This is a genomic window from Phenylobacterium sp., from assembly GCF_044358365.1.
Lineage (GTDB): Bacteria > Pseudomonadota > Alphaproteobacteria > Caulobacterales > Caulobacteraceae > Phenylobacterium.
In genome coordinates, this window is sequence record NZ_JBIKNZ010000008.1 from 16,019 (window position 1) to 41,117 (window position 25,099).

Sequence of the window (25,099 nt, forward strand, 5' to 3'; positions counted from 1 at the left end):
ACCAGCATGAGCCGGCTGGCGTCTGATCCTGTGTTCTCCGCGCTGACGCGGCCCCAGACGATCGGTGGCGTCACCTACACCTATGCCGTGTTGAACCTGATTGTGACGGCCGAGGCCTTTCTGATCACCCGGTCTTTCTGGGCATTGCTGATCGCGGTGGTGCTGCACGCCATTGGCTATGTGGGCTCATTGCGGGAACCGCGGTTCTTTGACCTCTGGGTCACGCGCCTGCGAACCTGTCCGCGGGTCCGCAATTTCGCCTTCTGGGGCGGAAACTCTTACCAGCCATGAGCGGAAGCTACATCTCAACGGGCGCAGCCAAGGTGCTTGCGCCGCGCGAGGCCAAGGTGGGGGATCGCCTGCCCTACGCTGGACATCTCGACGACCTGACCCTGCAGACGCGAGACGGCTTGCTGGTCCAGACGCTGCAGCTGGCCGGCTTTCCATTCGAGACAGCGGCTGACGAGGAACTCAACTACCGCAAGGCGATCCGCGAGACCGTTTTGCGCGGCGCGGCCAGCTCCAGGCTGGCCATATATCATCATGTGGTTCGCCGCCGGGTCAGCCCCGATTTCCCGGCCTCCCCTGAAGATCCGTTCTGCGCGACCCTGGATGCACGCTGGCGCAACCAGCTGGAACGCCGGCGTCTCTACGTAAACGATATCTTCCTGACACTTGTGCTCCGCCCCACCCAAGGGAGCGCCGGTCTCATTGAGCGCATGCTCAAGGGGCCGCGCGCCCGGGACGCCGACATCAGCCGCGATCTGCGCGACCTGCACGCAACGCGTGAAGCCTTCGCCGCGGCGCTTGCCCCGTATGGCGCCCGGGCGCTTGGCCGGTACACCGCCGGCGGCGGCGCCCAGCGCTCGGAGCCCGCCGAATTCCTGAGCCTGATCCTGAACGGCGAACTCCGGCCCGTTCTGGCGCCGATAGGCGACCTGTCGCGCGCCATCGCTACGCGACGGCTCAGCTTCGGGCTCGACGCCATGGAATTTGGTCCCGGCCCGGGCGCAGCCACCTTCGGCGCTATGGTGTCGCTCAAGGACTATCCGGCACGCACCTCGCCGGGCCTGCTTGATGGCGTACTTCGTCTGCCCATGGAAATGGTGCTGACCGAGAGCTTCGCCTTCGTGGATCGCCAGGCCGCGCTGGACCGGATGGGTCTGGCGCTGCGCCGCCTCAAGGCTGCCGAGGATGACGCCTTCAGCCTGCGCGGCGAACTGGCCCAGGCGCGCGATGACGTCGGCGCCGGACGCGCAGCCTATGGCGAGCACCACCTGACCATTCTGGCCAAGGCCGAAAGTCTCGAGGAACTGGATACAGCGGTCGCCGACATCCAGTCTTCACTGGCCGAGGCGGGCGCCGTGGCCGTGCGCGAGGACGTCAATCTGGAACCGGCCTTCTGGGCCCAGTTCCCGGCAAACTTCAGCTACATCGCGCGGAAGGCCCTGATTTCCGCCGGCAACTTCGCGGGCCTGGCCAGCTTTCACAACCACCCGACGGGTCAGGCGACCGGCAATCACTGGGGTCCGGCGATTGCGGTGCTGGAGACCACAGCGTTTGGTCCCTACCACTTCAATTTTCACCACGGCGACCTGGGCAATTTCACCGTGATCGGTCCCTCCGGATCCGGCAAGACGGTGCTGCTCACCTTCCTGCTGGCCCAGGCCGAGCGCCTCAAACCGCGGATCGCCTATTTCGACAAGGATCGGGGCGCCGAGCCTTTCATCCGCGCCATCGGCGGCCGTTACGACGTGATCTCGCCGGGCGAACCGACGGGTTTCAATCCGCTGGCCCTACCCGACACTCCGGCCAATCGCGCGTTCCTGACCGAATGGATCGGCCAGCTTCTGACCGCCGACGGTGACACGCTCAACAGCGAAGATCGCGCCATGATCGCTGATGCGATCGACGCCAATTTCGCCCAGGCTCCGGGGCATCGGCGGCTTCGCTACCTGCGCGAACTGTTCCGCGGCGCGCGCCGGCCCAGCGCGGGCGACCTGGCGGCCCGGCTGGCGGCCTGGTGCGACGGCGGCGATCACGCCTGGCTGTTCGACAATGCCACCGATCAGTTGGACATCGAGACCCGGATCCTGGGCTTCGACATGACCAAGCTGCTGGATTCACCGATCATCCGCATTCCCGCGATGATGTACCTGTTCCACCGGCTGGAACAGCGACTGGACGGCACCCCGGCCCTGATCGTCGTCGATGAGGGCTGGAAGGTTCTGGACGACCCGGTTTTCGTGCGCCGGATCAAGGATTGGGAAAAGACTATCCGCAAGCGCAACGGTGTGGTCGGGTTCTGCACCCAGAGCGCGTCCGACGCTCTGGACAGCCGTATCGCTTCGGCGATCATCGAACAGGCGGCGACCCGGATCTTCTTCCCGAACAACCGGGCGAAGGCGTCCGACTACATCGATGGCTTTGGTCTGAGCGAACATGAGTTCGAGCTGGTCAAAACGCTGCCCGACACCTCACGTTGTTTCCTGATCAAGCGCGGCGACCATAGCGTCGTCGCGCGCCTCGACCTGTCAGGATTGTCCGGCGAACTTGCGGTTCTGGCAGGCACAGAACGCGCCGTGCGGCGTCTGGATGCGCTGCGCCTGCAGGTCGGTGATGAGCCGTCAGCCTGGCTGCCCACCTTCATGGAAGGTCGGAGTGCGGCATGAGCGGCGCTTGCACAACTCTGGTGGACGACGGCGTCATTCGCGGCGTGATTGCGACCGTTGACTGCCAGACCCGCGCCTACGCACAGGGCGGCTACATCGCCCTGACCTCGGGCTCACCGGTGTTTCAGGCGTTATTGACCGCGCTCCTGTCGATCTTTGTGGCGCTGATCGGCTACCGGATGCTGTTTGCACGGGGCGACACGCGACTATCGGATGCCCCCTGGATCGCGCTTCGGATCGGTCTGATCCTGGCGCTCGTCACCAGTTGGTCCACCTTCCAGACCTTGGTCTTCGATGTGGCTGATCGGGCTCCGGTCGAGATCGCCGCTATCGCATCGGCGCCGTTGCAGGGGTCATCCGGGTCCAGCCTGGCGGCGCGTCCGGTAGATGGCCTTCAGGCGGCCTATGAGGAGCTCACCCAGACCGCCATCGCCTATGGCCGGGTTGCCGGACAGGACGCCAAGTCCTATTCCAGTCCTCAGGCCGCCGCCGCCGAAGCCGTTGGTCTGGCGACAGGGGTGCTGTTTTTCTCCAGCGCCGGCGTCATTTCCGCCAGCAAGCTCACGATTGGCGTGCTCACCGCCGTCGGGCCGCTCTTCATCGTCCTGGCGCTGATCGAGGCAACCCGGGGGCTGTTCGTGGGATGGGTCCGCGCAATGGTCGCAGCGGCGCTCACGACGCTGGTGACATGGCTGCTGGTGGTGCTGATGCTGACCGTACTTGACCCCTGGTTGACGACGCTGGCGGACCAGCGTCGCGGACAGGCGCTGGACCCGCAGACGGCCATAAGCGCCGCAGCTCTGATCTTTGTGTTCGGCGCCGGCCAGATGGCGCTGACCCTCGGAGCCATTGTCATGGCCATGAGCTTCAGACTGCCAACGCTTGGCTCAAGCCGTGACTCCGACGGGCGAACAGCCGGCGCCACCGCAGCACGGGGTGACCCGACCTCCGCCCTGCCCCAGCCCTCGCGTGCTGAGCGACTAGCCTATGAGCTTCAGCGTGACACTGCCCAGAGCGAGACCCGCTCACGCGCTGCGGCCATGGCCGCCGCCACGTCCCCGGGCCGCCAGACATCCCTGGTGTTCGAGGACCGTCCGCGTCTGGGCGACACCTATCGTCGCCCCGTGGTTTCCGCCCGCCGAGTTGAGGCCGCCCGATGATCCGCGCCCGCACCCTCGCCGTGATCCTTGCCTTGTGCGCCACACCTGCGCTGGCGGTCGTTCCGCGCCCCGGGCCCGGCGACCCTCGCATCCATGTGGTGGATTACGATCCGTCCGCAGTGGTCGAACTGCGCAGCGCGCTGGGCTTTCAGCTGTCGGTCGAGTTCGATCCTGCCGAGAAGATCGAAAACGTGGCGATCGGCGATTCCCTTGGATGGCAGGTTACCCCCAATCGCCGTGCGAACCTGCTGTTCCTGAAGCCGATGTCGGCGCGACCGCCAACCAACATGACGGTGATCACAAATCTGCGGCGCTATAATTTCCAGCTCAGCGTCCAGAGACAAGGGTCGCGGAACCTGCCCTTCACCGTGCGCTTCCTCTATGAACTGCCCGTGATGGCGGTGATCGACACACCGCCGCCGCCACCGCCGCCGGTGGAACGCAACGCCGCCTATTCCTACGATGGCTCCGGCAAAACCTTGCCGGTCAGGGTGTTCGATGACGGCCAGGACACCTACTTCTCGTTTCGGCGCGAAGAGGATCTCCCGGCAATCTATGTCGTGGACCCCGATGGCGGAGAGTCTGTGGTGAATAGTCGAGAGCGCGACGGCTATGTCGTGATCGACCGGATAGCGCGGAGCTTCGTTCTGCGGCGGGGAAGCGAAGTCACCCGTATCTACAACGACGGCTTCCGGGTGGAGGAGGCCAGCGCGCTTCGGCAGCGCAAGAAGGATCCCTGGTGGCGGCGATGACGCGCAACGACCAACCACAAGCGGCGCTCAGCCCGGTCTTCGCTCACGGCGAGGCATCAAAGCCACGCGTGCGGCAGCCGCAATCGCCTCTGACCGTCTGGGCCGGCGTGGCCGGCGCCGGCGTGCTGGGGCTTCTGGTTTTCAACGGCCTGAGCAGTGGTCGCGAGGCGCGCGCCCAGGCGCCGGTTTCACCCCAGCCGGCGGCCACGCCCAACCCTGCCCCGCCCGCCACACCGCCGCCGCCGCCGCCGCAGGCCGCGCCTACGGCGCCGCCCTTCACCCAGTCCGCCGTCACCCCACCGGTCAATCCGGCCGAAGCACATTGGCGGGCGCCGGCGCTGGTGGTGGACTTCAGCGCTCCAGCCGACGCTGCCGCCACCCAGGTTGCGCAGGCGGCTGCCGTCGCAGGGGCTGGCGTTCCGGCCGGTCCCGCAAACGATACGCGCCAATCCGCAGAAGAACGCTTTTCTGCCCGCGTCGCCGGCGGCACATCTGACACCGCCCGGGCCAGCCAGATGCGCGACCTTGGCCGCACCATTCCCCAGGGCGCGATCATCGCCGCCGTGCTGGAGACCGCCATTAATTCCGATTTGCCTGGCTCGGTCCGCGCCGTGGTCAGCCGTGACGTCCGCAGCTTCGACGGAAGCCGGGTCCTGGTGCCGCGCGGCTCCAAGCTGATCGGTCAGTACAAGAGCGCTGCGGCTGTCGGCCAGACACGGGCTTTCGTCGTCTGGACCCGGATCATCACGCCCACAGGCGTGAGCATTGACGTTGGCTCCCCGGCGACCGATCGACTGGGCCGCGGCGGGCTGGAAGGCGAAGTCGACAGTCACTTCTTCAAGCGGTTCGGGTCAGCCATCCTGTTGTCGGTGATCTCGGCCGGGACCACCGCTCTGGCCAATGGCTCCGGGGGCGATAACACCACCCTGGTCATCGGCTCAGCTACCCAGGCGAACCAGGTCGCCTCCATCGCCCTTCAAAAACAGATCGACATACCCGATACCATCAAGGTCGCTCAGGGCGTGCCCGTGCAGGTCTCGGTGGCCCGGGACCTGGACTTCTCCGCGGTCGTCCGTTGACCGCGAACGTCTATCTCAGCGCCTATCTGGCCCCGCTCGCACCCTGGCTTTCACGGCCTGACGTCACCGATGTTCTGATAAACCGTCCGGGCGAGGTCTGGGTCGAGACGACCTCGGGGCCGATGTGTCGCGAACCCGCTGACGAGCTCACCGAGGTGGCCCTGCAGCGCCTGGCCCGGCAGATCGCGGCAGCCAGCCATCAGGGCGTCAATCGGGAACAACCCCTGCTATCAGCCACCCTGCCCGACGGCAGCCGCGTACAGGTGGTGTCGCCCCCGGCCACACGGGGCGGCCTGGCTCTTGCGGTCAGAAAGCACCTGATCTCGGATCTCAGCGTCACCGACCTTGCGCGCGACGGCCTGTTCGACGTAGCCGCCCGCGCCGATCCGGTCCAGGAAGCCCAGGCAGACGCCGAACTGGAAACCCTGCTCGAAACCGGCGACCTGGCGGCCTTCCTCCAGCGCGCCGTGCGCCTGCGTAAGACCATCGTCATCTCCGGCGGCACCGGCAGCGGCAAGACCACCTTGCTGAACGCCCTGGTCAAGGAGATAGACCGCGCAGAACGACTGGTGGTGATCGAGGACGCTCCGGAGGTCCGGCTGGACCACCCCAACAGCGTGGGATTGGTTGCCGTCCGCGGCGATCTAGGCGAAGCCCGTGTCGACGCCGATGCGCTGCTGGCTGCCGCCCTTCGACTACGCCCGGATCGCATCCTGCTTGGCGAACTGCGCGGCCGCGAGGCCTTCGCGTTCCTGCGCGCTGTCAACAGCGGCCATCCCGGATCGCTCACGACCGTGCATGCCGACAGTCCGGCCGGTGCGCTGGACCAGATCGCCCTGCTGTCGCTGACGTCCGGAATAGACCTGGGTTGGGACAAGGTGCAGACCTATGTCTCGCGGGTGATCGATGTGGTCGTCCAGCTGGATCGGACAGGCGGCGCCCGGCGGGTCAGTCAGGTCCATTTCCGGCCACGCGGCGCACGGCAGCCGCTATCGAAAGCCGCCGCGCTCTAAACAAAGTACAAATCTTTCCATGGCATGAGGAAGCTTGGAGGCGCGGATTGCGCTTGCGCCGGATGTGATTTCATCACACGCGGCAATTCCTGTGGGGGCCAGAAGGCATGGGCAGATTGGCGTCAGTTTATGTCGAACGGCGGGTCGACCCGCGTGAATCGGTGCGGCAGCCCGTTCGCGCCTATTTTGGCGACAAGCTTGCGATGTGGGCGGACTGCGAGTTGCGCGATCTCAGCGCCAGCGGCGCCAAGATCCACGTCTCGTCGCTCTACAAGCTGCCGCCTCGCTTCATCCTGTTAATGCACCAGACAGGCGTCGCCTTTGAGGTGGTCCTGAAGTGGCGGCGCGGCGACCTGGCCGGACTTTCGTTCGAGATGCGCCACGAACTGGAGACCATGGACCAACCCCGGCTGGCGACGGTTCGCGAAGCCTGGATCGGCCTTCGTCCGAGGTCCTAGAGAAATCCCAGGTTCCGGCTTCGGAAACCGCCCAGACGCGGGAAGATCAGTTCCAGATCAGTTTCTGACACCCCGAACCAGCGACCCAATGTGGCGCCATACTGGTCCACTGACGTCGTGGGAATCTGGTAGCCGGAGATATTGTCCGGATTGTTGAAGCCGCCAACATCCGGTCCGATGGTCGGGAACTGGCCATAGATGTCCTGCCCCTTGACGGCGCCGCCCATAATGAAATGGTGGCCGCCCCAGGCATGGTCAGTACCGTCGCCGTTGGTGGTGATGGTCCGCGAAAAATCCGAGGCGGTGAAGGTCGTCACCTGCGCGCGACGATCGATGCCGCCCACGTTGGACAGCGCCGTGTCGAAATACGCCATCGCGTGCGCCACCTTGGCCAGCAGATTTGGCTGGGTGGTGTTCTGGAAATCGTGCGTGTCCCAACCGCCGAGACTGACAAAGAAGACCTGGCGTCTGACGCCAAGTCCCGGGCCAGCAGCGATCATCCGCGCGACAGTCTGAAGCTGAAGCGCAAGACTGTTGGTCTCGGCCTGGCCACTGATCGGGTTGGTGAAGGTGGGGGCCGCCTGAACGCCGGTCACCGCGCCCTGGGTAAAGGCAGCGTTGATCGTGCTGGACGCCGTGATCGACCGCGCCACGACGGTAGAATAGTCCGCCGCAAAATTGTTGGTCAGGTTGGTGTCGGTAATCAGGTCGCGCACCCGCGACGGCGCGAGCGATGATCCGAACAGCGTATTCCCCGACTGCCCGGTGATGACTACCGCCGGCTGGGCGCCGGTCGAGAGTTGGTACTGAACCACCGATTGCCCCGAAAGGAAAACCGCATTGCCGGCGGTTGAGACCGCTGTGAACAGGGTATTGCCACCGTTCATTCCAGCCACCAGATCGGCGAACCGCCCGCCCCAACCTGTGCGCGCGCCCTCGGTGGACAGCGCCTGCCAGGTGGATTGCTGGTCATTATGCGAAAACAGGCTGGTCGGCAGAGGGACCGATCGCGCCTGATACTGGGTCTTGGTTGTCGGCTGGATCAGCGTTCCAACATTGGCCAGGATCGCCAGCCGGCCCTGGCTGAACAGGGACTGCAGCGGCCCCATGAACGGATGCAACGCAAAGGTCCGGGTCGAGGCGTTGGTGCCGGCCGGGATCGGCTGACTGGTAATCGGGGTGATCGGAAGGACGCCGCCCCAGGCCTCCGGCGTATTGGCCGCCGCCACACGACCTGTGAGGGAGCTGGTCTGTCCGACCGCCACCGGCGGCGTACCCGGAGGCATCAAGGCGATGGGGTCAGCGCCCGTGTTGCGCGTCGCGAAATAGCGGCCCCAGGTGTCGGTGTCCGTCGCCAGAACGGTGTTGTGCGCATCATTGCCGCCGAACAGAAAGATGCAGACCAGAGCCTTGTAGTCCGGCGCCGATTGCCCGGCCGCGGATCCGGCGGCCGCGAGTTGCAGCGCAAACGGTGCGCCCACGCCCAATACCGACATCGCCCCGCCCAGGCGCAGCATATGGCGGCGGTCCATGCTGTTGCTCATCGCTGCACCATGTATTCGGAGGAGCCCATCGTCATGTAGATCGCCAGCTTGACGCGATTTGTAAGCGCTGTGGTCTGCACACCCGTCGCCGGGATCGCCACCGAGTTTACCGAGTCCACGATGCGCGTCCTCAAGGTGGACGACATCTGCCCGTTCAGCAGCAGAAGATTGACCCGATCCACCAGGGCGTTGGCGTCGTTGGCGATGGCGATCTCGGAGGCATAGGTGCTGCGAACATCACGCAGGCCGTTGGTGGTGGCGCCGGTGCCCGCATCGATCGTGGTCTGCATTGTGTTCAGATAACCGGAGACCGTAACCTCATCGACGATCTGGAACTCCGGGGAGACCATGCCCGCCGCGCCCACGCGGGTGTTTGGCGGCGTATAGCCTGGCCGGAAGAAGTTGAAGACCGAGGGTGCGGTCAGGGCGGTCTGACCCAACGAGGTGTTGGCGCTGGTGGAGCCGATCCGCCACTCGCCAGTGTCGGACGTCACCTTGAAAGCCCGCATCCAGTTCGCCATCCGGATGATCGGCTCACGGATCTTGCCGCCCCCCGCCCCTGACGCGATGGTTCGCGCCTCGGTATCCAGCAGGATCGCCCGAACGACAGCGCTCATGTCGCCGCGAACGCCACGTCCATTGTTGTTGAACACTCCGGCCACCCGGCTGACGTAGGCGGGGGTCGGATTGCTGGTCACCAGTCGCTGGATCAGCTGTTTGGAGATGAATGGCCCTACGTTCGGGTGGTTGAACAGGGTGTCGAGGGCAATCTGCAGATCACCCGATGGGTTAGCGACGCTGGATGCCGGGATGCTGGCACCCAGGAACGTCTTGGCGCTGAGGGAATGAAAGGCCGGGTAGGCGATCATGGACCGGGTGGTCGCGTCCGGCGCCCTGTTGCGCCCAAGGAAGGTGTTCGAGCTCGGGGTCGGCGAATAGTAGCTGTAGCCGGTGAACACCTTGGCGAGGCCCGCGATGTCGTCCGTCGTATAGGTGGGGATGGTGCGGCCCAGCCCATCCAGCCTGGCGGTTCCATCCTGGTTCAGCTGAACCACGCCGATGGTCATCAGCTGCATGACTTCGCGCGCGTAGTTTTCGTCCGGGTTTCGCCCGGTGACGGGATCTTCCTTCTGATTGCCCAGCCAGGTCAAATAGACGCCCATCATCGGATGCAGGGTCACCTGCTCCAGCAGCGTGCGGAAGTTGCCAAACGCGTTGGCCCCCAGCATGTCATAGTAGGATCCGGCGCCCAGGGTCCCGACATTGGTGTCGGTGAGCGAGATCACAAAAATCTCCGAAAGCGCCAGCTTCATGCGTTCCCGGAGCTGATCCTGGTCGGTCGCGGCATGTTCCCAGAAGCTCCAGTAAAAGTCTGCGGGGTTCAGGGTCGCCGTCGGGTTCGCGGCTTTCAGAACTTCGAAGCGCGCGTTCAGATCCTCCAAGTGGGTCGTCGATTGCGGCGCGATCATCTGCTGATCGATCCACTGGGAGTAGCCGCTGGCCCGAACCTCGCTGATCGAGCTATCGGTCGGCCCGTATGAGGCCTGCGCCAGAAACCGGGATGCCTCGGCCGCCGTGATCGGGGCTCCGCCCGCAGCGTCGCCGGTTCCTCTCGCGCCGCTGCAGGCCGCGAGGGTCATCAAGGCGAGTACGGCGAACCATCGCGCCAGTTTGCGTGGCATTGAGTTCCTCACTCCAGGGTCCTCGTGCATCGTGAGCTTGGCGATATGCGACTTGAAAGTCTACCGCCGCAACCATGACAGCTTCTGGTGTACGCTTCTTTCACGAAGTGCGACGGATTGTCCGTCGCACTTCGTGCCATTGAGTGCGCGGGCGAAACCGGTAACATCGCCGGATCAGGAGGCGGTCATGGCCACATTTGTCGCTGGAGTCTCCGGCATCGATTTCGATCTTCTGGATCTGGGACCCCTGGCCAGTGGTCAGGTGACGGCCTCGACGTCCACCTCTCAGGAAATCCGCGTCGGCAGCGTGATCAGCCAGTTCTTCGGCGTCGGTCTTCAGTTCGTTGGCGGGGGGCCGCCCAGTGCGGGCACGATCAACCGGATAGTCGTCGCGAATGACGCTGGCCTGGCCTACGACATCACCGGACTCAACCTGTCGGCCGCCACCTTCCGGGGCTGGGTGCTGGCGGGAGACAATGCCTCGGCCAAGGCCGGGATTCTTGCCGGCGCCGACGCGTTTACCGGCTCGGGTCTTGATGATCGGCTAAGCGGGTTCGCCGGCGCCGATACGCTGAACACCGGCTCCGGCGCAGATTTCGCCGACGGCGGCGACGGCGATGACCAGGTCTTTGGCGGACAGGGCGACGACACCATCGTCGACTCAGGCGGCGCCAACTATCTGCGCGGCGACGATGGCGCCGACACCATCGTGGGCGGCGTCAACTTCGACGACATCAACGGCAATATGGGCAACGATACCGCCGCCGGCGGACCGGGTGATGACTGGGTGGTGGGCGGCAAGGATAATGACCTGTTGTTCGGCGAGGACGGCGGCGATCTGGTCTACGGCAATCTCGGCGACGACACCTGCGATGGCGGCAATGGCGCAGACACCATCCGCGGCGGCCAGCAGAACGATTCCCTGAGCGGAGGCGCCGGCAATGATTTCGTCTCAGGGGACCGTGGCGACGACACCATGACCGGCGGCGCGGGCGCCGACATCTTCTATTCCTTCAGCCAGGCAGGGGTCGACCGCGTGCTGGACTTCAGCGTGACCCAGGGCGACCGGGTGCAGCTGGAACCCGGCACCACCTTCACCATGGCCCAGGTCGGTGCAGACACCGTCATCACCGTGAGCGCCGGCTCGGTTGTGCTGGTGGGGGTTTCGATGAGCGGGCTGTTGGGGAGCAGCGTTTTTGTTGGCTGACGGCCTCAGAGTGCTACCTGGTGCTCAACGCTCTATAGGGCCACGCATGCCCATGCGGCATTAGTGTTCGCAAACACGAGATGCTGATGTCGTTCAGCGGAACGACAGTCTCGCACCCGCCAAGGCTCAGTTAGCAAGACTACGCAGGTACTTTCCGTACTCACTCTTGCCCTGAAACTCCGCCTGCTTGACCAGCTCAGCCTGATCGATCCAGCCATTCTGGAAGGCGATCTCTTCCAGGCAGCCAATCCTGAGGCCCTGACGTTGTTCGAAGGTGCGGATCAGTTCACCGGCCTGGATCAGGCTATCGTGCGTCCCGGCATCTTCCCAGGCGAAGCCGCGGCCCAGCATCTCCACGTGGAGCTCGCCTTGCTTGAGGTAGAGATCATTGAGCGCCGTGATTTCCAGTTCGCCGCGGGCTGAGCGCTCGAGCGTCTTGGCCATTTCGCTGGCGCGACCGTCGTAGAAATAGAGGCCGGTCACCGCCAGGTTCGACCTGGGCTTCGCGGGCTTCTCCTCGATGGACAGAGCCCGGTTGTCCGGTGACATCTCGACCACCCCATAGCGCTCGGGATCGTGCACCGGATAGCCGAACACCGTCGCGCCGCCCTTGCGCGCGTCAGCAGACTTCAGCATCTGAACGAAATTCTGACCGAAGAAGATGTTGTCGCCCAGGATCAGCACGCTGGGCTCACCGCCGATGAAATCCTCGCCCAGCAGATAGGCCTCGGCCAGGCCGCCTGGTGTTGGCTGGATGACGTACTCGAACTTCACGCCGAACCGCGAGCCATCGCCCAGCAGGCGGATGAAGCCGGCCTGGTCCTCGGCCGTGGTGATGATCAGGATCTCGCGCACCCCGGCCAGAAACAGTACCGACAGGGGATAGTAGATCATCGGCTTGTCATAGACCGGCAGCAGCTGTTTCGAGACGGCGATGGTCAGCGGATGCAGGCGGGTGCCGGCGCCGCCGGCCAGGACGATACCGCGTCTCATGCCTTCACCAGACCCAGGCGTTCAGACTGGAAGCCCCGCTCCCGGATACGCTCCACCCAACTGTAGTTGTCGACGTACCAGCGCACGGTGTCCTCCAGACCCTCGCCAAGCGGCATTCGCGGTGTCCAGCCGAGTTCGTCGGCCAGCTTGGAGGCGTCGATCGAGTAACGGAAGTCGTGGCCCGGGCGGTCCGTGACAAACGCGATCTTGTCGGCATGTGGCGTGTTGGCCGGGGCCATCTTGTCCAGATGCGCGCAGATGATGTTGATCACCTCAAGGTTCCGCTTCGTGGCGTCGCCGCCGATGCAGTAGGTTTCACCCAGGCGGCCCTTGTTCAGCACCAGCAACAGGGCGTCGGCGTGGTCGTCGACATGCAGCCAGTCACGGACCTGCCGGCCATCGCCATAAACGGGGATGGATTTGCCCTCCAGCGCCCGGGTGATCACCGTCGGGATCAGCTTTTCGGGAAACTGGTAGGGGCCATAGTTGTTTGAGCAGTTGGTCAACACCATCGGCAGACCAAACGTGCGGTGCCAGGCGCGAACCAGATGGTCGGCCGCCGCCTTGGACGCCGAGTAGGGCGAGTTGGGATCGTAGGGCGTGTCCTCGGTGAAGTCGCCGTCCTCGCCCAGCGCGCCGAACACCTCGTCGGTCGACACGTGATGGAAGCGGAACGCGTCCTTACGGGCGCCCTCCAGCTTGCTCCAGTAGGCGCGGGACACTTCGAGAAGCACGGCCGTTCCCATGACGTTTGACTGGACGAAATCCAGCGGCCCCTCAATGGCGCGGTCATTGTGGCTCTCGGCAGCCAGGTGCATCACCGCGTCAGGCTGATGCCTGGCGAACACGGCCTCGACCGCGGGGCGGTCACAGATGTTGACCTGTTCGAAGGCATAGCCAGGGTCGCCCTCGACCCCGGCGACATTTTCCAGATTGGCCGAATAGGTCAGGACATCGACATTGACCACCTGATGCCCATCGGCAATCGCGCGGCGAACAACAGCGGACCCGATGAATCCGGCCCCGCCTGTAATCAGAATCTTCAAAATGCGCCCCCGGGAGCGTGGAAAGTTGATGGCTCCGCTTACTATACGCGGCAATTCGTTCAAGAAGATTGACCAGAACGCACAGGCCCAGGTCCAACTTGTCCGGGTTAGCCAGGGTTGACCAATTGCGCCCCGGATCAAACGTCCTGTCGCAGCCGGGAAGGCTCGATCTCAGAGCATGTCGCCGGCTGCCGTATCCAGTAGCAGATACATTCTGCCACCTTCAGAGCCGAGCAGATCGGTCAGTTGGCCGGCGCTGCCGTCGCGGGCAATGGCCTCAGCCGTCAGGGTCTTGTAACGGCGGACGAAAAGTTCGGCCCTGCGTCTGACCTCGTCATCGGTGAACATCCTTCGCGCAATACGGCGGGTCGCTGCCGGGGCAAGCGCGCGGACCACCTCACGGGCGCCGTCGAGATCACCGGCCTGCAACGTGGCCGCCACCTCCTCGATGCGTGACCGCGGCAGCAGGGCCGCCGCGTCGACGCCCATCGCCACGAGATCGGCGGCCAGGGTTTGCTCAAGCCTTTCGCCCTCCCCCGAGGCGCCGTCGAGGGACGCGAGCAGGTCTTTCCAGGTCCAGGCCTCGCCGTCATCGGCCTTCTCGTCTCCGCTATCCGGGGTGGCAGGTTTTCCGCCAGCCGCTTCGAACACCGCCGAAAACTCCTGGTCGCTTGCAATGGGCGTGAGACGGATACGGTTGCGAAGCCCGAGCCTGGCCGCCAGCTCAGCGCCGAAAGCCTGGGGCGCCACGGCGGGGTTCGACAGCTCAAGAGGCTCGTCGTCATCATCGGGCGTCGTTTCAATCCCGGCCACCGGAGGTACGCCCGCCGGATCGGGGGCCCGCGCCGTTGCCGCCAAACTCGCACCCGTCAAACGGCCCATGTCCGGCGCCGCGGCCGGTCGCCGGGCGGGCTCCGGCGGGGCTTCATCCGGGAGCGCGGCGTCCGTTGCGAAACGTTGTGTCCGGGCGTGCACATCGTCCAGGCTACGGACAACCGCCTCTCGAACCTGTTCCATCTGTTCAAGCGCCAGATTGGGAAGACGCTTCGCGCGCGCCTCCAGGTCGTCGAGCATCGCGGCCAGTTGCTCGACGGTCGCACGGGCGGAGGCAACCCCGGATTCCAATCGCGCAGCGGTGGCGTCACCGGTCTCCGCAACCATTCGAGAGGATTCCGAGACCAGCGCACGGGCTTCCTCGAGGCGCGCCTCGAACACCTGATTGGCCTTCTGTCCCGCGCTGAACGCGGCCTCCGAAAGTTGTTCGACCTGTTCGCGGGCGTGGCGGGTCTGCTCGACCGCCGCCTCCCGGGTTGCTTCGGCAGCGGCCGCGAGCGCCTCGACAGCGGCTCGCGTCTCGCTTTCCAGCTGCTGGCGGTGGTCGATCGCAGCCTGCGACACCGCTTCGAGCGAGTGCAGCGTCGACTGGCCAAACTCCTGCCGTTCGGCGCGCGCCGTCTCCACCAGATCGCTTAGCTGAGCCGCAGCATCGGACAACATCCGGTTGACCGCCTCACTACCGGCATTGGCCTCCTGGCCTAGCACCTCGACGGTGTGCCGGGCGGTCGCAATGAAGGCTTCCAGCCGGGCAGCGTGGCCCGCCGTCGCGCCGGAGATCGCTTCCTGGTCCGACTTCAGCGACTGGCTCAGGGCGACCAGCGACACCCGATGCTCGCTGAGCCCGGCTTCCACCGATCCCACTTGTTCGGCAACACCGGCGCCGGCCGTTTCAAGCCGTGCAATATGGCGGGTCAGGTCCTCACCAGCCGTTCGCGCGACGTCACTGGCAGCGCTCGCGGCGGCGGCAAGATCCGCCGCACGGGCGGCCAGTCCGGTCTCAGCCTCGCGAATCTGGGCTTCCGCGACCCCTGTGGCGTCGGCGACCATCTTGGCCTGCTGTCCGATCGCATCGGTCACCCGGGTGGCCTGGCGGTCGAGGGTTTGGGACAGCTCGCTCATCTCGGACCGCTCATGCCCAAGCGTGGTCGCGAGTTCCTGGGTGGTCCGGACTGACTGGGCGGTTGCGCCGGCCAGCTTTTCGGTCTCGAAGGCCAGCGCATCGCGCATGGCAACGAGGGTTTCCCGGGCCTCCTCGGTCGCCTGGGCCGTACGCTGGATCTCCTCGCGCACCGCCAGGGTGATATCACCAGCCCGCGCGGCGGCGATCAGCGCGGGCGAGACCATCTCCTCGGCCATAAACCTGGCGGTTCGCGCCTCATGTCCCAGTTTCTGCCCCTGACGGATCAAATAGGCGGCGAAGAACACCAGCACTGCCGGGCCGATCGCCAGGAGCGCAAATACGCTGAGTGCAAACAGGTCATGCTGGAGGGGCGCCACATTGTTGCGGTAGCCCACGGCAAACGCGATCGGGCCGAGCGCCCAAAGACAAGCGACAGCGACCGCGCCCAGCCAGATGGGCCAGCCAGACCCCGGACCTTCGTCACTCTCAAACTCGGACTCAAACTGCCCGGAGTGCGTGTCGATGAGGGCAGGATGCGCGTTCCCCGGCTCTGCATAGGCGCCTTCCACGGCATCGGCCGACCGAAACCCAACCGATCCGGCCGGGGCGGTCGCGAAGGGCAAGGGCGAAACCGGCTCATCCTGGGGCCCACCGAAATCCGCAGGCATCGGCCGTCGGGAGAACTTCATGTCGCGTCATCTCCTCCATGGCCCGGCCAGGACCCGGCGCAGGCGCCCGGCTCGACGTCACACCTGGGGCGTGTGCATATAATCACCCAGAGTTGTGAAATTCGAACGCCCGGAAAATCTGCGCGAACCCGCCTCAACTGGGTACACGGTGACGGGCCGGACGCCAAGTCGAGCGGAGGCGAAGAAAGCCTCAAGGCCTGGATCACGGGTCACTCAGGCGGCGACCTCCCGGAACGGCGCGCCCTCATGCCGCAGCAGCCAGCGCTTCCTATGCAGGCCCCCGCCATACCCGGTCAGTGAGCCGTTGGACCCGATGACGCGGTGACAGGGGACGACCAGCGCAACGGGATTGGAGCCGTTGGCCAGACCGACCGCCCGCACGGCCGTGGGTCGCCCGATGTGCTCTGCAAGCCGGGCATAGCTCCACGTCTCGCCTGCCGGAATGAGACAAAGGGCGGCCCACACCTGGCGTTGGAATGCGGTTCCGGCGCCCTCCCACGCGACGGAGGCCAGGGCGTTTCGATCTCCGGCGAAGTAAGCCACAAAGGCCGGCCGCAATGGACCCCTGCCCTCGGTCAGCGTGACCCCGGCATAGCGCCTGGCGATCCAGCTTTGCATGTCAGGCTCGTAGTCTGACCAGTTGAACGCCCGCAGGACGCCGCCCTGGTCGGTGATGACCAGCGCCGTACCGATCGGCGTTTCCATGCGGTCCAGGGTGAGCGTCTCAGGCGGTTCGGCGGTCATTGGCTTCGGGTCTCTTGCGGGATGCTATTTGCGGGCGGGCGAAAGCGGGGTCTGCGGCCCAGAGATGCTGGGCCGCATAGGCCCGCCAGGGTCGCCAGGCCTGGCTTCGGGCGAACAATTCGTCAGCAGTCGGACGCACCCCCGCCTCATCGACCATGGCGCGCATCAGCCCGATGTCGGCCTGGGGGAAGGCGTCCGGCTCGCGCAGTTCCCGCAATGCGATGTACTGGGCGGTCCACTCCCCGACGCCCGGCAGGGCCTTGAGGGCCGAGATCGCTGTGGCCAGATCCGCCCGCGGCGTGAAGATCGTCGGGTCGCTGGCGACTGTGCGCGCAAGCGCCTCCAGCGCTGCGCCCCGCGCCCGGGGCATGCCGAGCGCGGCGATGTCCTCGCCGATCAGCCGACCGGGAGATGGAAACACCCGGGTCAATCCCAGCGCTGCTGCGGTCGGATCCTCGATCGTCCCGCCGTAGGCTTCAACGAGCTTTGCCGCGAGGTTGCGCGCCGCCGTCACCGTGATCTGCTGACCCAGGATCGCCCGGACGGCCAGTTCGAACCCGTCCCAGGCGCCCGGCGCCCTAAGGCCCGGCCGGGCCGCCACAAGCGGGGCCAAGGCGGGATCCTGACCCAGATGCGCCCCGATCAGAACCGGGTCCGCCGAAAGGTCGAACACACGCCGGATGCGCGCGATCACGGCCGGCAGCGCGCGGAGATCCGGGAACCTGACCTCGGCGGACAGCGCGCCATCATTGCGCGGCGTCACGATGACGAGGCCGACCTGCCCGTCGATGGCCAGCGTCCTGGCGTAGCGACGCGGCTCCACCCGCTCGATCCCGGGGATGGCCCGGTCGGCGAGGAATCGGATGATTGCCTCCCAATTATAGGGCGCCTTGTAGGGCAGCCGCACCGTTATGCCGTCAGACGCCGCTGTTTCAGCCTGCCTGGAACGCCGGAGTTCGCCGGGCGGACGGGCGAACAGTTGCTGGAAGGTCTCGTTGAAACGTCGCACGCTGCCGAAGCCTGACGCCAGCGCCACCTCGCCCATCGGCAACAAGGTTTCCTGGATCAATTGTTTGGCGAGCAGAACCCGGCGGGTCTGTGCGACCGAGACCGGCGATGCGCCCAGATGCTGGCGGAACAGTCGCCGAAGCTGGCGTTCTCCGACGCCCAAGCGGGCGGCCAGGGCATCCACGTCACCGCCGTCCAGGGCGCCGCCCTCGATCAACGACAATGCGCGCGTCACCGTGTTGGACGTCCCGCGCCAGGCGCCGAGATCCGGCGACGCCTCCGGCCGGCAGCGCAAACAAGGCCGATAGCCCGCCTCCTGGGCCGCGGCCGCCAGCGGAAAGAAGGTCATGTTCTGCGGCTTGGGCGTTCGCGCAGGGCAGATCGGTCGACAATAGATGCCGGTGGTCTTCACAGCGCCGAAGATACGGCCATCAAACCGGGCGTCGCGGGTTACGAAGGCCCGGCGGCAGGCTTCAAAATCCATGTCCATGCGCGGCAGAATGCGCGGGCTTGCCCTTCAAGTCTCGCGGTTTTCGGACATGGATGATCGGCGCCGCCTGATCGATGGACGGGCTTCGGCTAACCCGCCGCCTCGGCCATGGCCTTGTCGCGGCCGATCGACCAGGCGGACACCATGTGCGCGACGATGGTCACCACGATCATCGGGATCAGGGCGGCGAAGCCGATGATGAGCGAGTTGTCGCCGTATTCCGGCTTGGCCATGTCGGAGATGCGGCCCACGTACACCGGACCAATGCCCAGGCCGATCAGGTTGAGCACAAACAGCAGCACAGCGCCCGAAATCACCCGGCGGTTCGGCGACACCGAGTTCTGAACCACCGCCAGCGCCGGGGCCAGGTAGCAGTTGTTGAGCAGCGCCGGCACCGCCGCGCAGGCGAGCGCAATCTGCCAGGTGGGCGCGTACAACATGGCGATCCAGAACGGGATGGTGATGGTGAAGGTGATCGCCGGCAGCCAGGCGAACCAGCGCCGATCCCGACGGCTCAGCCGGTCGGCCAGCCAGCCCGCGCCAAACGTCCCGATCATGCCGGTGATGCCGAGAACCAGGCTGTAGTAAAGCGCCACCTCCATCAGGCTCATACCCTTGACCCGCATCAGGAACGGCGGATTCCAGGTGAGCGCGGCATAGCCCACAAAGGCCGAAAGGCCCGCCGCCAGCGCCGTGCAGACCAGGGTGCGGTTGCTGAAGAACCCGGCGATGGCGGTGAAGATCGGCGGTGGCTTGTCGTGGGCGAGCTGGCCCGGCGCCAGGACATCAAGCCCGCCGCGCTTCGGCTCCCGGATGATCACCAGCAGCAGAACCGCGATAATCAGGCCGGGGATACCCATGGCGAAAAAGGCGGCACGCCAGCCATGTTCGGCGGCGATCCAGCCACCAAGCGCCGACCCGAACATCGAGCCCACCGGCACGCCCAACGAGTAGAGCGCGAGCGCTGTGCCGCGCTCCTCGGGTTTGAAGTAGTCAGAGATCAGGCTGTAGGAGGGCGGGGAGCCGCCTGCCTCGCCGATGCCCACACCCATCCTGTAGAGCGCCAGTTGCACGAAGTTGGTCGCCGTACCGCAGAGCGCGGTGAACGCACTGAAGATCGCGACCGACGCCGAGATGATCCAGACCCGGTTCGCGCGATCCGCCAGCCAGCCGATCGGGATACCGAACGTTGTGTAGAAGAGGGCGAAGGCGATCCCGCCCAGAAGGCCCAACTGTGTGTCCGACAGGTTCAGATCTGTCCGGATCGGCTCGGCGAGGATCGACACGATCTGCCGATCCAGGAAGTTGAGCGTGTAGGCCACCGCCAGCATGAACACGACGAGGTAGCGGTAGTTACTGGACGCCTTCGACGCCGCCGCCATATCCGAGCTCATTTGGCTTTCCCCAACCCTGGCCGCCATCGGCCGGCGTTCCGGTTCGAAGGGCGGGTATGCGTTTCCTGTCCAGACCTTGTCGCACGCTCCTGCTGCAGTCGCCAAGTCGATATGGGGTCTGGGACCTGGAGCCTGTGGCGGAACAATCGCCTACAGGCAATGCCCGTTTGCGTCTCCCATCGCACTGCCAGCAGCGTAAGCCGCAAATGGGTTCGTTTCGCCAAACGCCCGGTCATGCGCCTGGCGCGGCCCTGATCCTGCTCAATTCGCCTCGAGGGCTTTCATGGCCCTGCGCAGGCGAGATCGAAGGCGGCGAGCGTAGCGTTCCAGTTTCGCCATCTCGCCAGCCAACGCCAACAGAGCCTTCCCTTCAAGATATTCTATTCCGGGACCGGGCAAATAGAGATCCATCCCTGCGTCCAGCGCGTACATAAAACGCGACCTGTTCAGGTCATCGAGCAGGCTGCCCGTCCGGGGAGACCATCCTGGAACACGGTCGCGCCAGCCGGCAAATGATCTGGGGTTTCAATCAGACGCCTTGATCCGTGAAGCCCTTTGCCCTGAGCCATAACGAGGGCTGCGCTCCCACTGGAAGGCGTCGCCGACGATGAGGTCCAGCGTCGAACGTTTGGGCGACCAGCCCAGCAAGGAGAGTGCGCGTGATGGATCTGCGACCAAGCTGGTGGGGTCACCCGCCCGTCGGTCGCCAATGCTGTAAGGCACGGGTCGACCGACGGCACGGGAAACAGCCTCGATGACCTCCAGGACCGAACGCCCAACCCCGGTGCCGATGTTCACCGCTTCAAATCCACCGCGAGGTAGTTCGACACTCAGCGCCGCCATGTGGGCTGACGCCAGATCCTGGACGTGAACGTAGTCACGCAGGCAGGTGCCGTCGGGAGTGCCAAAGTCCTGACCGAAGACCGTGAGTGGACGGCCACCACCCAGCGCCGCGTTGAACGAAAGCGGGATGAGATGCGTCTCGGGATCGTGAGCCTCGCCGATTAATCCGGACGGATCAGCCCCGGCGGCATTGAAGTACCGGAGCGCCACCGCGCTGAGCCCATAGGCACGACATTGCGCCTCGATCAGCCACTCTGCAGCGAGCTTGGTCGCGCCATAGGGGCTGGCCGGCGCTTTGAACGCGGCCTCCGGAATCGGGGCGAGAGATCCGACGTCATCCTGGCCATAGACGGCGGCACTGGAAGAGAAGACCAGGCGCTCAACACCGCGCTCGCGCATCGCCGTCAGCAGTGCCGTCGTGCCGCTGACGTTGTGATCCCAGAACAGGTCCGGGCGCGCTACCGAACGACCCACCTCAATCAAGCCGGCGAAGTGGATCACCGCCTTCACCTCGTGGAGCGTCAGCGCCTCACGGAGGGCAACAGGGTCACGGATATCGCCATGAAAGAATGGCCCCCAACGGACGGCCTCGCGGTAGCCCGAGCTCAGGCTATCGTAGACCACAGGGACCAGGCCCAGTTCAGCAACTGCCTTGGCAGTGTGCGCACCGATGTAGCCTGCGCCACCGGTGATCATCACCCGCGACCCTGCGGAAATCGCCATATGCCCTCGCCCCTGCGATATTTCGGGTTCAGCCGATCATCTTTGGATAAAGAAAAGGCTTACCATAGTCGGGAGCGACTGAATTTCATCGCCAGCGTTGAGCCTCAGCGATCTCAACTCCTGCAGCTGCCGCAAAATTGGCGGAAAGCAATGCATTAACCATTCAAGCCTATCCCTTGTTCAGGTTTTTCCTGCATCCGTAATCAAGTCTCGGTCGAGGAGCGAGCTCTTCCGAGGCAGCTGGATTCGGCCAGCGGGCGATGACTTCTCTTAGCCTGGAATATAGGCGGGAGCCGCGACAGTATCAGCAGAACGGGCTGGATAAATGAGCGCATTCAAATTCGTCGGATTTCCGGGCATCTCTGATGCTCAGGGTCTGAGCGGCACGACCCGAAACAATCAACCCATGGCAATCTCCCGACGCGCTCTGCTGGGCGGCCTCTCCGCGATGCCGCTTGCTGCCGGTTTGATGGGCTGTGCCGTCCGCGCACAGGGTAGCCCCGCTGCGCCGACGGGTCCGGTTGGGCCTGGATCCGCCTGGAATGGCACGCCGCTGTCCGGCGGAACGCCGCCTTCTGACCCGGTACGCACGACGGCGAAGCCTGCGGCGCACTGGCTGATCCCCTCGGACCTTCGATTGGTCGCAAATCTTGTTGTCGGCGTGGATGCTGATGCCAAGGGCGGCGTCAAGCAGGTCGACTTCTGGGTCGAGGGCGCGACTTACTCGGTCACAACGCCGACAATTCTCAACGACAACGACGTGAACGGCCGCCCCAGGTCCCGTTATGGCTTCTGGATCACGCTTGATGCGGCAAAATTCCGCACAATCTCCGCGACCGGCGCTGCGCGCATCTTCGCCACCGCTGTTCCGAATGACACCACGATGCAGAGCCGGGTGATCGGCATCACCTCGGGCGATGCGCTTACGGATAACCTCCGCGGCGACTACGCCATGACCGTCTTCCCGCGAGCCGTGGAGAACGATTGGACGAAAACCGTCGCCCCCAGTGGGGCTGACTATAACTCGCTCGCAGCAGCCATCGGCGCAGCCGCATCCGCTGGCGCGGAAGCTCCGCTGATTACGATAACGCAGACCGGGTTCTACGAACTGAACAATGCCACGTCCCAGTCCAACCATGCGAACGGCAAGGGTTTCCTCACGCTTCGCGCCGCGTCAGGGGTAACCGCAACCCTGGGCCGGTCAGCGCCTTTCATCCCGAACGACCCGGCCAGCTGGAGCTGGACCCCAGGTTGGGACGGCATGGAATTCCGTGGCGCCGGCATCGTCTTCGATCAGCGCAACTGGTCTACCATATCGTTCACGGCCAAGCCGGCCTGGTTCAACGGCTGCAAGTTTACGAATAGTATCGGCACCCGCGACAGCGTGTACTGGAATGCTGGATGTCCGCCCATTTTCGGTCCAAGCCCGGCGCACGCCGTCTACAGCTACTGGGATAACGTCTCAACCGAGTACGTCATCGGCGGGTTCCAGACGGCCCGGTACGTCCAGGGATGCAACATCCGCTTTATAGGCGCGGACGTGGTTTCCGGCGTACACTACGTGTGCGGCAACTATCTTCGGGACTATCGATACACATACTTCCAGTCGGAAGTGGCGTCTCTGGAGATAACCTACACGCCCCTTGGCGGACAGACGTCTGCTACAGTGACCAAGACGGGTGCGGATGGCGGACAACCCAACCTCTTCACCCTTAACGTCAATGGCGCGCCGGTGCTTAATGTGACATTGGGCCGGATTGACGGCGACCCGAACCAGACCATCAACCAACTGGCGGCGACGATCAACGCCTTCGGGTCAGGCTGGCAGGCGAGGGTGACGGCGCGGGGCGACTTCAGGGCCTCATCCCTTGGCGGAGACCAAGGGGCCCACAATCCCAAGAATGCCAATGCCCTCAACACCAAGGTTTCGATCGTGTCCTCGTTCGGAATTCATGGCGACTGGTGGCAGGGATATTCCGGCGACAGGGTGCGCGAGAACGTACTTATCCGGAACAACATCACGCGGGACGCTGTGGGCAATAATGCGTTCCTCAACAACGACGACGCCAGCAACGGCGGTCGGTCGCATGACCACATCGTCAAGGGCAACGTCTGGCTGGCTGACCCTGGAAACACTGGATCGGGCGGAGCCGGCCCGTCCTATTTTGCGGGACCGAGCACCAGCCACTACGTGTTCGAGGGCAATACCCACGAAGCGGAAGTCGTTCGCCGCCAGGCACCGCCTGGGCAGGACACGATCTACAGCAGCTACCGGAATAACATCGTCCTCAAGACCTACACGGACGGCGGATCGGCATGGATCGCGGACGCGCCCTGGGTCAACAATCTCTATGTGGAATCATTCGTTGGCGCGATGACGGGCGGGGCCAATGCCGGAAACGTTACCTACCCACAAGGAAGCTTCAGCAGTCTCTTCCGGGATCATGCAAATGGCGACCTAAGACCGGCGGTAAGCAGCGCCCTTCAGTCTAGCTTGAAGGCCAGGATCGGCGTACTGGATGGAAGGCTGCAACCGTTTGCAGAAAGCGACATCATGGGAGCCTGGTCCAAGGACAGCGGCCCAAAGACCGACTACCCATTCTAGGGTTCCTACTCAATCAGCTTGCGTGGGTGGCCGAAGGCTGGTTCCAAGATTCCGGGAGGTTGCCCGGATGACAAAACGCAGGCAGCTCTGTTGGCTTTCGTATGCGGGTTGGTCGGCCACAAAGCCGCTCCTTCCGAAGGCGCGCAGCGTGTGGACGACCGGCGCGTCGTCAGCGGCGTTATCCATATGCTTTGATCAGCCGCGCGGTGGCGCGGCTGCCCGTCTGAGTAAGCGCCGTACACGACCATCTACAACAGGTTCAATCGCTGGAGCCGCCAGGGGGTCTGGAGCCTAGCGTCGAACGCCGCGAACCATGATCTGCACAATGAACAGATGACGGATACGACCGCCGGTCAGCCTGTCGATCAGCTGCGCCTTCCAGCCGGGGCGAACCACAGGGCCGACGCTAGTAACCCTGACTCCCGCTTCCTCGAACATTTGACGGAAACTGGTTGGCGTAAACCAGCGTAGATGGGTGCGGTCCATGACCCCGTCTCCGGCGTAGTCAAAACTGCCCCGCACCAGATTCATCAGCACGTGGCGATGGGCCACATTCGGTGAACTTGCATAAACCCGTCCTCCCGGTTTCAGGCAGGCGACAAGCTGCTGCAGAGTTCCCCACGGGTCCGGCAGATGCTCCAGGACCTCGCTCATGATCAGGACGTCAAACGCACCCGCAAATGCGCCGAGGTCCATGTTTGTGACGTCGCCGACCAGTACCTCGGTAATCCGCTCCGACGCCACGGCCGCAGCCTTTGCATCGAGTTCAATTCCGACGTAGCGCTGCGCCTTGCCAGCGGCCAGCGCAGCGCTTCCAGTGCCGCCTGAGCCGCAACCCAATTCAAGGATGCTCTGGTTTCCAACTTCCAGCTCGCCCACGATATCAAGGCGTGTGCCGTCGAAGTAGGTCGACGGCTTGTCGGCGTAGATCTCCGCGAGCGGGTCGCCGACCGCAGCCTTCGACTTCGAGAGAATTGGCTGCTTCAAATCAACGACTTTCTGACCGACCCATGAAACGGAAGTAAGAAAACTTGTTTGAT

The 25,099-nt window shown here is 64.7% G+C and carries 19 protein-coding genes and 1 pseudogene; 10 read left to right on the forward strand and 10 right to left on the reverse strand.

Annotation, left to right across the window (positions count from 1 at the left end):
• Positions 1–6 precede the first annotated feature (6 nt).
• The 7 genes from ACIQ3B_RS03985 to ACIQ3B_RS04015 all read left to right on the forward strand — a co-directional run bounded on the left by ACIQ3B_RS03985 (position 7) and on the right by ACIQ3B_RS04015 (position 7,134).
• Positions 7–291 (forward strand): type IV secretion system protein VirB3, encoded by a 285-nt coding sequence (locus tag ACIQ3B_RS03985; protein ID WP_397400031.1) that lies wholly within the window; start codon positions 7–9, stop codon positions 289–291.
• A complete protein-coding gene (locus tag ACIQ3B_RS03990) occupies positions 288–2,672 on the forward strand; it encodes a VirB4 family type IV secretion/conjugal transfer ATPase (protein ID WP_397400032.1) in 2,385 nt (794 codons plus the stop codon). The genes ACIQ3B_RS03985 and ACIQ3B_RS03990 overlap by 4 nt, the downstream gene beginning before the upstream one ends.
• Positions 2,669–3,832, forward strand: a complete 1,164-nt coding sequence (locus ACIQ3B_RS03995) for a type IV secretion system protein (protein WP_397400033.1) — start codon at positions 2,669–2,671, stop codon at positions 3,830–3,832. The genes ACIQ3B_RS03990 and ACIQ3B_RS03995 overlap by 4 nt, the downstream gene beginning before the upstream one ends.
• The gene (locus tag ACIQ3B_RS04000) at positions 3,829–4,584 is read left to right on the forward strand and encodes a TrbG/VirB9 family P-type conjugative transfer protein (protein WP_397400034.1); all 756 of its coding nucleotides are present in this window, start codon (positions 3,829–3,831) and stop codon (positions 4,582–4,584) included. Before ACIQ3B_RS03995 ends, ACIQ3B_RS04000 begins: the two co-directional genes overlap by 4 nt.
• Positions 4,581–5,663: a type IV secretion system protein VirB10 gene (virB10, locus tag ACIQ3B_RS04005; protein WP_397400084.1), complete on the forward strand. Its 1,083-nt coding sequence runs from the start codon at positions 4,581–4,583 to the stop codon at positions 5,661–5,663. The genes ACIQ3B_RS04000 and virB10 overlap by 4 nt, the downstream gene beginning before the upstream one ends.
• A complete protein-coding gene (gene virB11 / locus ACIQ3B_RS04010) occupies positions 5,660–6,676 on the forward strand; it encodes a P-type DNA transfer ATPase VirB11 (RefSeq protein WP_397400035.1) in 1,017 nt (338 codons plus the stop codon). Before virB10 ends, virB11 begins: the two co-directional genes overlap by 4 nt.
• Before the next feature lie 107 nt (positions 6,677–6,783).
• Entirely contained in the window at positions 6,784–7,134 is a 351-nt protein-coding gene (locus ACIQ3B_RS04015; protein WP_397400036.1) for a PilZ domain-containing protein, read from the forward strand.
• On the opposite strand, the gene ACIQ3B_RS04020 is transcribed toward ACIQ3B_RS04015, so the two are convergent.
• Entirely contained in the window at positions 7,131–8,666 is a 1,536-nt protein-coding gene (locus ACIQ3B_RS04020) for a DUF1501 domain-containing protein (RefSeq protein WP_397400037.1), read from the reverse strand. The two genes, ACIQ3B_RS04015 and ACIQ3B_RS04020, sit on opposite strands and share 4 nt — an antisense overlap.
• An 8-nt stretch (positions 8,667–8,674) precedes the next feature.
• Positions 8,675–10,360 carry a DUF1800 family protein gene (locus ACIQ3B_RS04025; RefSeq protein ID WP_397400038.1) on the reverse strand — a complete coding sequence of 562 codons (1,686 nt, stop codon included), beginning with the start codon at positions 10,358–10,360 and terminating at the stop codon, positions 8,675–8,677.
• Positions 10,361–10,547: 187 nt separating this feature from the next.
• On the opposite strand from ACIQ3B_RS04025, the gene ACIQ3B_RS04030 reads away from it, so the two are divergent.
• Positions 10,548–11,567, forward strand: coding sequence for a calcium-binding protein (locus ACIQ3B_RS04030; protein ID WP_397400039.1), 1,020 nt, complete (start codon positions 10,548–10,550; stop codon positions 11,565–11,567).
• A gap of 126 nt (positions 11,568–11,693) precedes the next feature.
• On the opposite strand, the gene rfbA is transcribed toward ACIQ3B_RS04030, so the two are convergent.
• The 7 genes from rfbA to galE all read right to left on the reverse strand — a co-directional run bounded on the left by rfbA (position 11,694) and on the right by galE (position 21,454).
• The gene (gene rfbA, locus ACIQ3B_RS04035; protein WP_397400040.1) at positions 11,694–12,560 is read right to left on the reverse strand and encodes a glucose-1-phosphate thymidylyltransferase RfbA; all 867 of its coding nucleotides are present in this window, start codon (positions 12,558–12,560) and stop codon (positions 11,694–11,696) included.
• On the reverse strand, positions 12,557–13,606 hold the full coding sequence (gene rfbB, locus ACIQ3B_RS04040; protein WP_397400041.1) for a dTDP-glucose 4,6-dehydratase: 1,050 nt from the start codon (positions 13,604–13,606) through the stop codon (positions 12,557–12,559). Before rfbB ends, rfbA begins: the two co-directional genes overlap by 4 nt.
• Before the next feature lie 171 nt (positions 13,607–13,777).
• Positions 13,778–16,252 (reverse strand): polar localization protein TipN, encoded by a 2,475-nt coding sequence (locus tag ACIQ3B_RS04045; RefSeq protein ID WP_397400042.1) that lies wholly within the window; start codon positions 16,250–16,252, stop codon positions 13,778–13,780.
• Positions 16,253–16,465: 213 nt separating this feature from the next.
• The gene (locus tag ACIQ3B_RS04050; protein WP_397400043.1) at positions 16,466–16,996 is read right to left on the reverse strand and encodes a methylated-DNA--[protein]-cysteine S-methyltransferase; all 531 of its coding nucleotides are present in this window, start codon (positions 16,994–16,996) and stop codon (positions 16,466–16,468) included.
• A complete protein-coding gene (locus tag ACIQ3B_RS04055) occupies positions 16,977–18,494 on the reverse strand; it encodes an AlkA N-terminal domain-containing protein (protein ID WP_397400044.1) in 1,518 nt (505 codons plus the stop codon). Before ACIQ3B_RS04055 ends, ACIQ3B_RS04050 begins: the two co-directional genes overlap by 20 nt.
• A gap of 89 nt (positions 18,495–18,583) precedes the next feature.
• On the reverse strand, positions 18,584–19,888 hold the full coding sequence (locus tag ACIQ3B_RS04060) for a spinster family MFS transporter (RefSeq protein WP_397400045.1): 1,305 nt from the start codon (positions 19,886–19,888) through the stop codon (positions 18,584–18,586).
• Between the two features lie 525 nt (positions 19,889–20,413).
• Positions 20,414–21,454 carry a UDP-glucose 4-epimerase GalE gene (gene galE, locus ACIQ3B_RS04065; protein WP_397400046.1) on the reverse strand — a complete coding sequence of 347 codons (1,041 nt, stop codon included), beginning with the start codon at positions 21,452–21,454 and terminating at the stop codon, positions 20,414–20,416.
• Between the two features lie 325 nt (positions 21,455–21,779).
• Here galE and ACIQ3B_RS04070 point away from each other — a divergent pair, with 325 nt between their 5' ends.
• Complete coding sequence (locus ACIQ3B_RS04070; protein ID WP_397400047.1) at positions 21,780–24,059, forward strand: hypothetical protein; 2,280 nt, start codon at positions 21,780–21,782, stop codon at positions 24,057–24,059.
• Positions 24,060–24,197: 138 nt separating this feature from the next.
• Positions 24,198–24,287 (forward strand): annotated as a pseudogene (locus ACIQ3B_RS04075) (IS5/IS1182 family transposase); the annotation flags it as partial.
• Positions 24,288–24,350: 63 nt separating this feature from the next.
• Here ACIQ3B_RS04075 and ACIQ3B_RS04080 read toward each other — a convergent pair.
• Positions 24,351–25,046, reverse strand: a complete 696-nt coding sequence (locus tag ACIQ3B_RS04080) for a class I SAM-dependent methyltransferase (protein ID WP_397400048.1) — start codon at positions 25,044–25,046, stop codon at positions 24,351–24,353.
• Positions 25,047–25,099 lie beyond the last annotated feature (53 nt).